The organism is Haloferax sp. s1, from assembly GCF_058382125.1.
In genome coordinates this window covers 1-10,076 of record NZ_JBZRPK010000617.1, presented here as the reverse complement: position 1 = coordinate 10,076, position 10,076 = coordinate 1, and the positions used below count along the sequence as shown (strand labels likewise).

Genomic DNA, 10,076 nt, shown 5'->3' with positions numbered 1-10,076 from the left:
CCAGTACACTCCACTCGCCCGGGGGCGACGAGTCGAGCACCGTAGGTCGCTGTCCCGGCGAGGACGGGAGCTTCGAGTCGGGAGGCGAGCATCTCTTCGGTGAGACCGTTTTGGAGTGAGAGGATGGCATCGGCGTCGCAATCGGCGAGTGCCTCGGCCGCCGCCGCTGTGTCGAACGATTTGACAGTGACAATCGCGAGGTCGGCGTCGTGGCCCGTTTCGGCTGTCGTGGCGGCCGGTGAGGCGTGTGCGGACTCGGCACCGACGATGTCGAGACCGGTCTTCGAGACTCGTGTGGCGTGTCGGTCGCGGGCGACGAGCGTCACGTCGTGAACGGACGCCAGAAGCCCGCCGACGAGGGTGCCGAGACTGCCCGCGCCGAAGACGAGGATTCGCATAGCTACCTGTACTCGTGAGGCGACAAAAATCGGGGAGTCTCGTGGTTGCGGCGGTCCGTGTCGGATGAGACTGTGGTCAGCACCGCGGTTGGTCAGTCTTCAATCCAGTAGTAGAGCGCCTCGCGCTCCGTGCCGCAGTTCGGACACGAATCCGGAAGTTCATCGATGTCACCCATCTCACCGCAGTCACTGCATCGCCACATTAACTCGGCCTCCCCGAACTCGTGACCGGCGCGTTCGTGTTCGATGGACATCTCGGCAATCCCCTCGCGGGTCGTGACGAAGAACCCGTCCTCGTTGAACCCCCGGACACTGCCGAGTTCTGTTCCATCTTCGGCGTACACCGTCATTCCCACCGTCGGCTGTGTGCTCTCAGCCATGTGTGAACATTGGGCACGCAACCCGATAAAATCGAATGGCTCTCGCCCGCTGTTCAAATCCGGGGCAAACAGTTGGGGAACAGTCAGAACGCCACGGGCATAAATAATGAATTGAATTTCGCTATATGAAATATAAGGGACGTGGCATCACCACGTTTTCGGGACGCGGCTACAACCAATCTCGGGGGATGTAGACGCATCTGAGGAGTGTCTGTTGAGTCCTATACAGCAAGCCCCAGTCAGCCGAGAGAGATGTCCTTGGAAACACTCGAAGTTGCGCCCAGAACGCAAGCCCTGCGGCTCACCGCAGACGAGCGACGGGTGAGCCGTCCCCTCAGCCGTCCTGACGGACGAATGTCCCCGGCGGTCACAACCAAGGAGACCAGATGTCTCGGTCCAAGCCAACTCACCAGGTCATCGGTGAGTCGCCGGGTGGTTACTCGACGGAATGCCGATTTACAGTGACATCTGGGAGCGATTCGAACAACGAGACCGCTGCTTGCCACTCCGTTTCAGACGCAAACGTGACCTGTCCCGGACGGTCGTCGCCTAACCGCTCGAATACAGCGCCGATAGCACGCTGCGGCAGCGACCCACCTTTGTTCTCCCACGACAGTTCAATCGTTCGGGGATTGTGATCGACCGCAACGCTATCGACATCGGCCAGCGAGAAACAGGTTCGGCTGGACACCGCATCGCGTCCGACGCACACCGACGGCGGTTCGATTGAGACCTGAGCGCCGTTCTCCTGCCATGCGGGGACCGACTGTCCCGAGACCACCGCAGCACCACTACGTTCGAGCTCGTTGTTGATCTCCTCCAAGCCCTCCACGGCCGTTACATCGATTTCGAGTATTCCGTGATCGGGGACGTAGTTGAGTAAACACTCATCGTCACAGCGGAGTTCCAGCCACTCGAGGACGACGTTTCGATACGGTGAACCGAAGGTAACTATCCGATGGAGTAGCTCCGGATCGTCCGGAGCGAGGTAGTATAGTCCGTCCTCAATAGAGCGGGCCCCATTTCGGACGCTCGTAACGAAGTCCCTATCCTCGTCCGGAAGGACATCAAGATCGAGCTGCAAGACTGCGCTGTCTGCCGTTGGGAGTATCCTCTGCACGACGGTCCAAGCGACTTCGATCTCGGTCTCGGCATCTAGGTCACTAGGATAGATGACGCTATAGGCTGGACCATTGATCCCCATTATTTATGGTTAATCGAGTAGTGGCTAAGTGTTATTATACTACTGGAGTACCAATTGGTGGTGCGGCACTGTCTAGTTAGTGACCCCCCTCAACCGGAGTTCGTCCATTGAGCGCTTGATGCGGTCGGTGAAAGTTATAGTATTGCGCAAATTGTATGAACCACTCCCGAACGCTTCCGTGACTGCCCACCCACGAATTATGGAAGCGGTCGACTCGCATTTTGAGGGTGTGAAACCACTTTTCGATGAGGTTTCGCTCGACATAGTCAAGCCGACCGCTCAATCCTAATCGAGAGAGGGCAATCTGATATCCGTAGCCATCAACGAGAAATACAGCATCTGAGAGATCGTGTTTCTCCGAGAGTCGGTGGAGAAACGCAGCAGCCGGGTCAGTCCCATGTCGTCCAAACAATTCGACGTCAAGAATCAGCTTCGTCTCGATGTCTATTGCAGCGTACAACCAAGACCACTCGCCATTGATTTTGACCGGTCTCGTCGACCGCAATCCGCTTCGGCGTTGCCTCAAGCGGGTTGTGTCCGCTGTCAGCCAGTCGATGTACCCATTGCCAAACAGCTTGATGAGAGCGTTCAACGCCGAGAGAGTGAAGAATTTGTTTTGTTTCTCTCAATGAACAGCCGGTCGCGTGAAGTTGGACGGCGAACAACCTGAGGGTGTCCCCAGAACGCTCCGTGTCCTGATGGGCTGCACGAGAGCTCTGCTCTCATGAACGTTCGAAAGACGCTTGCGTCTTTCGAGCCCACAAACTCGCGTCGAGTTTGGGACGTCCCCAGAAATCTCTGATTTCTGGTGTCTCGGAAACCAGCGGTTTCCGATGAGTCCGCAGAATCTCTGATTCTGCGAGATGCGAACGAGACGCTTCGCGTCTCGTCAACGTCGCCGTCCGCTCGCGCTCCCACGTTTCTTCTAAATCCGCCGCAAAGCACTCGCTGAGCAAGTCTGCGAGCAGCATTCCAAACTAACTCAACGATCTGCTCACTTCTCAAACTGGCTTAACTGGACAGTACCTGTGGTAACTATTCAAATAGATATTTTTGGCTTAAAGGAGTTAGAGGACTATCTCCAGAGTCTCGGAGATAGGGTTCTGACGCGTGCCTACCGGCAAGGTGCGTGGGATGTTGTTCGAGTGGAGAATCAGCAGACGTGGCCCATTCGCGCTAAATCGTGTCAAAGCAAGACATGCATTACCCGGACAAACCGAACTTGTGACACCATAGATTCGGCGTTTGGATGACGACATACGAACTGAGGGTTCGTTGTACTGCTTCGTCTATCCCACCAAATATTCGAGTCTCTACTCACTTCCCGGTAAACGCCTCAAGCGTCACTTCAGTGACACCCGACCGCGAATGAATCGTGACGAAATCGCTCTCCTTGATCAGCGTCTCTCCAGTCGGCGTAATGCTTCCCTGGTCACGGTTGATTCGGACGACCAGCACACCGGAGGGAATGAGGCCCTCCTCGTTCGCTTCTTGGAGCGTTTTCCCCGCGATAGGGGCCTGTTCTCTGACAATGACTTCAACGACATCAGCGTCCCCGGCCAGACCCGCGACGCCTGCGACTGGGGAAGCCAGTTTTTCATCTCGGGGACCGAATGGGGCATAGGGGCGGAAATATTCCCGATGGACCAAATCCTCGTCGTTGATTTCGATGCCGAGTGATGTGATTCCCTGTGCGATTCGCGTGAGATCATCGGTGTCCGTCCCGACGACCGTAATCCGAAGGTCGCCTTTGCCGGACATGATTTCCCGGACGTTAATCACGCCCGGAACATCGAGAACGCGCTGGGCCATCTCCTCTCGGTCTCGGTTCCCAGTAGTACAGACGTACTGGTTTGTGAGCCGTCCGCCTACTTTCTGATAATTGACATCAGCATGGTAGCCCTGGATTACCCCCGCTTCCTCAAGTCGTCGAATCCGATTCCGCACGGTCGGTGCTGAGACATCGACCTGCTCAGCGATATCGGGCGCAGATGTGTGCCGGGCCTCCTGCGACAGATAATACAGGATCTGTTCGTCGACTGTATCGATCTGAAGTGACATATTTATGCCATTATATTGGAACCACAAGTGTTTTTAAGTTACTATGAGTCATCCGTTTGATTCTCTGACTGCTCTGCAAAAACCGACAGAGCCTGTATCATTGAACCACGCGTAAATCAGCAGTAGACACGCCAATAACCCAGATAAACGATTAGAAAATGTAATAGTGGGTATTCTACGGATTCGTTTGAAAAGACGGCAATTATTTATTCGTTCACGATATCGTTCCGTGTATGACTTCACTATTCACCTTCGTTACAGCTCTACTGAACAACTCAGAGAGCACGACCGTCGATCGACTTGCTGCCTCGGTATCGGATGTGTCGAAAGTGTACGGGTGGCGTTTCTGGGGTGATTCACTCCGTGAACCAGATGATTGCCATACGTCTGTAAGCAGGTGGTGAGATTATGGGGGACTCAACTGAAAATCCGGTGCCACCGAATAACCTCTCCGATGCGCTAATTCAGCGGATCGATTCGCTGGCGCTCCCTGAATTGAAATCCATGCTCTCGTACGTTGAGTACCGTATCCAAGCTCTTCGCAACCCAATCGAAGAGGAAATCGAGGCGACTGCTACTGGAGAGGTCCTCAAAATAGAGGACCACGGCGCATACGCGCTCGTGCGGAAGCATCCTCCGAATCCGGATTCTCCTGGCGTCAATACGGACCGTGTCGCACTCTATCACGTTCGCCGGGAACCTCACGTGGATGGAACGGAATCCTTACACTGGGCGTATCTCGGCGATGTCCATAACTCGGAGCAAATCCGGTGTGGGTCTTGCGGTGGACATCTGGACAAGGATGCATCTATCTGCCCCCATTGTGGCAGTGAACACGTCGATCGACCTGAGACGGAGGACTAAGTTATGTCTGAGTCACTTACCAAACATCTCGTTGTCCCGGTTGCGAACGAAGAAGATGCACGTGAAACGGCGCAGATACTCGAGAACTATGAATACGACCGGGTAACTGTCGTTCACGTAATTGAGAAGGGGAAGGGAGCTCCTGACAAGATCCCCGTCGAACAGGCTGAACAACAAGCTGCGGACTCATTTACTGCGTTTCGGGAAATCATCCCGGAGGCAGATTCAGAAGTTGCCTACCGCAGAGATGTCGTTGCAGCCATCATTGATGTCGCAGCAGATGTGGGAGCCAGCGCTATCGCGTTTCGTCCCCGAGGCGGGAGTCGGCTCGTACAGTTCCTGTCTGGTGACACTGCTCTCAAGCTGGTTACGGATGCTGAGCGTCCGGTAATCGCCCTCCCCGAGACCGAAAACGAATGATAGTCGGGTTGTATTCGAATATGCACACACGCAGCGACGGGCACGATGGCAGAGGTAGTATTCTATGAGTGAGACCGAGCAAGAACTCGCCCGCGACCTCGGCTTCCTCGAGGCCTACACTATTGGTCTGGGGACGATGATCGGGGCAGGAATTTTCGTTCTCCCGAGCATCGCTGCCGAGCAGGCCGGTCCCGCCAGTATGATTTCGTTCTTCGCTGGGGGCCTGGTTTCGTTGTTAGCAGCGCTCTCGCTTTCGGAGCTGGCAACAGGGATGCCGAAAGCTGGCGGCAGCTACTACTACGTCAATCGCGCGCTCGGGCCGTTCTTCGGGAGTATCGTCGGTTGGGGGATGTGGGCTGGACTGACGTTCGCTTCGGCGTTCTACATGATCGGCTTCGGCCAGTATCTGCTTCCAGGACTCGGAAAGTACGTAGGCTTCCTCGCTGGCTGGGGCCAAATCGGGATTACCGTTGCTGCGCTCGTGATGGCAGCAATCTTGACCGGCGTCAACTACTACGGGGTCAAGGAAACCGGCTCGCTTCAGAACGTTATCGTCCTCACACTCGTTGGCCTCATCGTTGCGTTCCTCAGTCTTGGTATCATTAGTGGACCCACCATTCAGGAGTTCAATCCAAACGGTTGGCCGGCTGTTGCAGCGACGATTGGGACTGTCTACGTGACGTTCATCGGATTTGAGGTTATCGCGACCAGCGCTGAAGAAATCAAGAATCCGAGTCGGAACCTTCCGCTAGCGATGATCGCGTCGGTGGTAACGCCGACGCTGATGTACGTCGGTGTTATGTTCGTGTCGACAGGGACGCTCTCGATTGATGTCCTCACAGCGTCGCCGATTCCGGTTGCCGACGTGGCGACCGAGTTCATGGGGTCGATCGGGGCATTAGCGATGATTGTCGGTGCTGTCCTCGCGACCGTATCGAGTGCAAACGCGAGCATCCTGTCGGCTGCCCGCGTCAATTTCGCGATGGGCCGGGACCGAATTCTCGTCAACTGGCTCAACGAGGTCCACGAGCGGTTCCGAACACCATATCGAGCGATCACAGCAACCGGTATTATCACCCTCGTACTGATCGCTATCGGCGTAGGGATTGGAACGCTCGCGGAAGTGGCGAGCTTTATGTACCTCGTGACGTACGCCCTCGTTCACGTAACTGTCGTCGTATTGCGCCGGGCGAACCCAGAGACGTACGACCCTGCGTTCCAGATTCCTTCGGCCCTATATCCAATCGTACCGGTAGTCGGAATGGTAGCTTGCTTAGCTGTCCTCGTACAAATGTCAGTTGAATTCGTTCCGACTATTGTAGCGGTTGGGTCGGTAGATCTCGTTCTCCCGGTTACTCCAACGCCAGTTGGTGCCATCGGGACTGTCCTCATCGCGTTCGGTGTCGTATGGTACTACCTGTACGCCCGAGAACGGGCACTGAGTGAAAGCCTCGTCGGCGAAGCTATCGCACCCGAACCAGCTACGATGGCGGACGGGGAAGGACGATATCGTGTGGTTGTCCCGGTCGCGAATCCGGAGACTGAACGGGATCTCCTCCGGATGGCTGCGGCCAGCGCACACGCCCACGAAGACGAACACGCTGAAGTGATTGCCGTGAACGTTATCGAGGTCCCTCGTCAGACCTCACTCTCTCAGGATCTCACCTTCGAGGAGGAGCGAGTCGAACGGCAACAGGAGCTGCTGGACTCTGCTCGCGATATCGCCTCTGATCTCGAAATCGGACTTCGGACTCGGGCAATCGTCGGTCGTGACACTGGGTCTATCATCCTGGACGTGATCGAAGAGGAAAACGTGGATCACGTCCTTCTCGGCTGGAAGGGTACCCGAAGCCGGCGTGAGCACGTCCTTGGGTCGACGATCGACCCCGTTGTGGGGCGCGCACCGTGTGATGCGACCCTCGTGAAACTCGGACCAGAGGATGGACGCGGTAAAGGAGACATCATGGTCCTTGCCGGTAAGGGACCACACGCACCGGTTGCTGCACGACGTGCGGCTGAACTCGTCGCTGCGGCCGCGGATGACGCATCGCTGACGGTGCTTAACGTGCAGTCTCCGGAACCCGATAGTGACGAGGACGTCTCCCCCACCGAGCGTGGTGAGGCAGTGATTGACGAGTTAGCCGAACGCGCTGGAATCGAATATATGTCATACGATTCCAAAGTGACGGTTGCTGAGGATACTGAGCAGGCGATACTCGAAGCTGCCACGGGGTACGACACAATCTGTATCGGTGCGACACGGTCGGGAGCGATTTCCCAGGCAGTATTCGGGTCGCTCCCGGAGAAAGTCGGCGCGGAAGTGGAGCAGACCGTCGTGATGGCACGCGGACCGGAGGAATCACCAATGTCGATTCGTGAAGCTCTGCTGCGGAGACTGGAGGTGTAATCACTATGTACATCATCATTATCGGTGCTGGGGATATTGGGACACCCCTCATCGATATTGCGACGCAGTCAGGCAACGAGGTGGTCGTCATCGAACGTGATGAAAAACGCGCGAATCAAGCCGCGGACCAGTTTGACTGTCTAGTACTGAACGCTGACGCGACTACGAAGGAAATATTAGCTGATGCTGGCGCTGAGCGGGCTGATGCGCTCATCTCGACGACTGACCAAGACGCAACAAACGTGATGACCTGCCTCCTTGCGAAGGAATTCGAGGTTCCCGCGATTCTTTCTGTCGTCCACAATCCCGAGCATATGGGGCTGTTCGAGCAGATTGGCGTGAATACGATGGAGAACCCCCAGCAACTCATCGCCGAGTATCTGTATCGAGCCGTGGCCCGTCCAGCGATTGTTGACTATATGCGCATTGGCGAGGAGGCCGAAGTCTTCGAGATTAGGGTCACTGAGGACGCGCCGGTCGCGGGGAAGACACTTGAGGAAGCCGTACAGACGGACATCCTTACCGGCGATATGCTCGTCGTGGCAATCGAACGCCAAGGGAATGACCACCCGATCACTCCTCGGGGAAACACGACTATCAAGGAAGGCGATCTGCTGACTGTGTACTCTAGTGTCGGCGCTGATCCGGAGATTACGGACATCTTCGGCCACTATGAAGACCACATCGAGTGAGCAGACTATGTTGAGCACCGGTACAATCGTTGAAGGTCTGATCGTAAACGCGGGGAACGTATGAACGGGTCCGTAGCAACAGTCGGCCGAGACCTCGGTCGCATCTTGGAGGCGCTTGGTGGGTTGATGCTGGTCTCGCTCGTCGTTCCGGTCATCTGGGGAGAATATTATGCGCTCCCGGCTCTGCTCATCTCGGCCATTATTCCGCTGGGAATCGGGCGGTTACTCTATCGTCGGTTCAGAAACGCCGAGGACCCTGGTCGGCTCCACGGGATGGTCGTGGCCGCGTTGGGGTGGTTTTCAGTGGGTGTCTTTGGTTCACTCCCATTCCTGCTGATCGCGTGGAGCATTCATCTCGGCGTGCCGGGATTCACAACGCCTGACCAGACGGCGACGCTTGCAGCGTTCACCGAGCCACTCAACGCCATCTTCGAGAGTATGAGTGGATTCACCGGCACCGGACTCACGATGACTGATAACGAGGAGGTGCTTCCGCGCACGCTCCAGTGGTGGCGGACATTTAGCGAATGGGTCGGCGGCGTCGGTGTGATAGTCTTGACGACGGCGGTCCTCTCACGTCCCGGTAGCGGTTCGTTGACGCTCTACGAAAGCGAGGCGCGCTCCGAGAAGATTCACCCGAGCATCGTCTCGACGGTCCGGACGATATGGTGGATTTTCACCCTATTCACTTTCGTGTCCATTCTCGCGCTGTGGCTGGCTGGAATGCCGATTTGGGGGGCGATTAATCACGCCATGACCGGCCTTTCGACCGGCGGCTTCTCGATTACGGATAACTCGATTGCGACCTACGACAGCGCCGTGATTGATTTCGTGTTGGTTCCGATTATGCTGCTGGGGAGCATCGCGTTTCCGGTGCACTATCTCATCCTCCAAGGCGACCTGCGGAACTTCTACTCGGACCTCCAGACGCGGTGGGTATTCATCTATATGAGCATCGGGTCTGCGTTGCTGTGGAGTTTCCTGTACTTCGGTGGCCCCTATGAAACCCCGTTTGACGCCTTGCGCTATGGACTGTTTCAGTTCGTCTCGGCTGCCACCTGTACAGGATTCCAAACGGCCGTCGATGCGACCAATGTCGCACTCGGCCGGTGGCCAGCGTACGCCCAACTCACGGTCACGTTCGGGATGTTCGTCGGTGGTGCAGCTGGGTCAACCGTGGGCGGCATTAAACTCATCCGTGGACTGACGCTCGTGAAGGGAATCCGGTATCAAATCGCGGATGTCTTCTATCCTCAGACTGCAATTCGGCGACTGGGGATCAACGGACGGCGACTGAATGATGAAGAGGCCAGCCGTGAATTCATGGAGGCAGCCATTATCGTCGTCCTCTGGATTACGTTCCTGGTCGTTGGTACCTTCGTCTTGCTGCTCACGCTTCCATCCGCAGAGTATTCGCTCGCTAATGTCGTATTTGAGGTGGCCAGCGCACAGGGGAACGTGGGGCTCTCGTCGGGTATTACGGGACCAGAATCACTCCCACCGGTCGGGAAAGTCGTGTTCCTCTTTCATATGTGGATTGGGCGACTCGAAATCATTCCGGTACTGGTTACACTCCGAACGATCTTCCATCGCGGAGGGCTGTATTCATGAACCCAAGTAACGTACCTATCATCTCGCATATCCTCGAAT

The 10,076-nt window shown here is 56.2% G+C and carries 9 protein-coding genes and 2 pseudogenes; 5 read left to right on the top strand and 6 right to left on the bottom strand.

The annotated features are described in order from the left end of the window. The 6 genes and pseudogenes from QT222_RS12980 to QT222_RS12955 form a co-directional block, all read right to left on the bottom strand. A partial coding sequence (locus QT222_RS12980) for a ketopantoate reductase family protein (RefSeq protein WP_491477410.1) occupies positions 1-398 on the bottom strand: 398 nt, incomplete at its 3' end. A 92-nt stretch (positions 399-490) separates the two neighbouring features. Then, positions 491-778 (bottom strand): DUF7130 family rubredoxin-like protein, encoded by a 288-nt coding sequence (locus QT222_RS12975; RefSeq protein ID WP_014732036.1) that lies wholly within the window; start codon positions 776-778, stop codon positions 491-493. A gap of 436 nt (positions 779-1,214) precedes the next feature. Next, positions 1,215-1,982, bottom strand: a complete 768-nt coding sequence (locus tag QT222_RS12970; RefSeq protein ID WP_491477409.1) for a hypothetical protein — start codon at positions 1,980-1,982, stop codon at positions 1,215-1,217. Between the two features lie 76 nt (positions 1,983-2,058). Further along, positions 2,059-2,650 (bottom strand): annotated as a pseudogene (locus QT222_RS12965) (IS6 family transposase); the annotation flags it as partial. Between the two features lie 225 nt (positions 2,651-2,875). Further along, a pseudogene (locus tag QT222_RS12960) lies at positions 2,876-2,953 on the bottom strand (IS6 family transposase); the annotation flags it as partial. 346 nt (positions 2,954-3,299) lie between these two features. Beyond that, positions 3,300-4,043 carry an Lrp/AsnC family transcriptional regulator gene (locus tag QT222_RS12955; protein ID WP_491477408.1) on the bottom strand — a complete coding sequence of 248 codons (744 nt, stop codon included), beginning with the start codon at positions 4,041-4,043 and terminating at the stop codon, positions 3,300-3,302. A 408-nt stretch (positions 4,044-4,451) separates the two neighbouring features. Between QT222_RS12955 and QT222_RS12950 the strand changes: the two genes are divergently transcribed. The 5 genes from QT222_RS12950 (at position 4,452) to QT222_RS12930 (ending at position 10,037) form a co-directional block, all read left to right on the top strand. After that, entirely contained in the window at positions 4,452-4,907 is a 456-nt protein-coding gene (locus QT222_RS12950; protein WP_231512854.1) for a zinc ribbon domain-containing protein, read from the top strand. 3 nt (positions 4,908-4,910) lie between these two features. Next, positions 4,911-5,327, top strand: a complete 417-nt coding sequence (locus QT222_RS12945) for a universal stress protein (RefSeq protein ID WP_004058692.1) — start codon at positions 4,911-4,913, stop codon at positions 5,325-5,327. Between the two features lie 64 nt (positions 5,328-5,391). Further along, the gene (locus QT222_RS12940) at positions 5,392-7,734 is read left to right on the top strand and encodes an amino acid permease (RefSeq protein ID WP_004058694.1); all 2,343 of its coding nucleotides are present in this window, start codon (positions 5,392-5,394) and stop codon (positions 7,732-7,734) included. A gap of 5 nt (positions 7,735-7,739) precedes the next feature. Then, complete coding sequence (locus tag QT222_RS12935) at positions 7,740-8,426, top strand: potassium channel family protein (RefSeq protein WP_004058697.1); 687 nt, start codon at positions 7,740-7,742, stop codon at positions 8,424-8,426. 60 nt (positions 8,427-8,486) lie between these two features. After that, positions 8,487-10,037: a TrkH family potassium uptake protein gene (locus QT222_RS12930; protein ID WP_004058699.1), complete on the top strand. Its 1,551-nt coding sequence runs from the start codon at positions 8,487-8,489 to the stop codon at positions 10,035-10,037. Positions 10,038-10,076 lie beyond the last annotated feature (39 nt).

Coding starts and splice junctions, on each gene's coding strand:
- QT222_RS12975 (WP_014732036.1), bottom strand. CDS start 778: ATGGCTGAGAGCACACAGCCGACGGTGGGAATGACGGTGTACGCCGAA.
- QT222_RS12970 (WP_491477409.1), bottom strand. CDS start 1,982: ATGGGGATCAATGGTCCAGCCTATAGCGTCATCTATCCTAGTGACCTA.
- QT222_RS12945 (WP_004058692.1), top strand. CDS start 4,911: ATGTCTGAGTCACTTACCAAACATCTCGTTGTCCCGGTTGCGAACGAA.
- QT222_RS12950 (WP_231512854.1), top strand. CDS start 4,452: ATGGGGGACTCAACTGAAAATCCGGTGCCACCGAATAACCTCTCCGAT.
- QT222_RS12930 (WP_004058699.1), top strand. CDS start 8,487: ATGAACGGGTCCGTAGCAACAGTCGGCCGAGACCTCGGTCGCATCTTG.
- QT222_RS12940 (WP_004058694.1), top strand. CDS start 5,392: ATGAGTGAGACCGAGCAAGAACTCGCCCGCGACCTCGGCTTCCTCGAG.
- QT222_RS12935 (WP_004058697.1), top strand. CDS start 7,740: ATGTACATCATCATTATCGGTGCTGGGGATATTGGGACACCCCTCATC.
- QT222_RS12955 (WP_491477408.1), bottom strand. CDS start 4,043: ATGTCACTTCAGATCGATACAGTCGACGAACAGATCCTGTATTATCTG.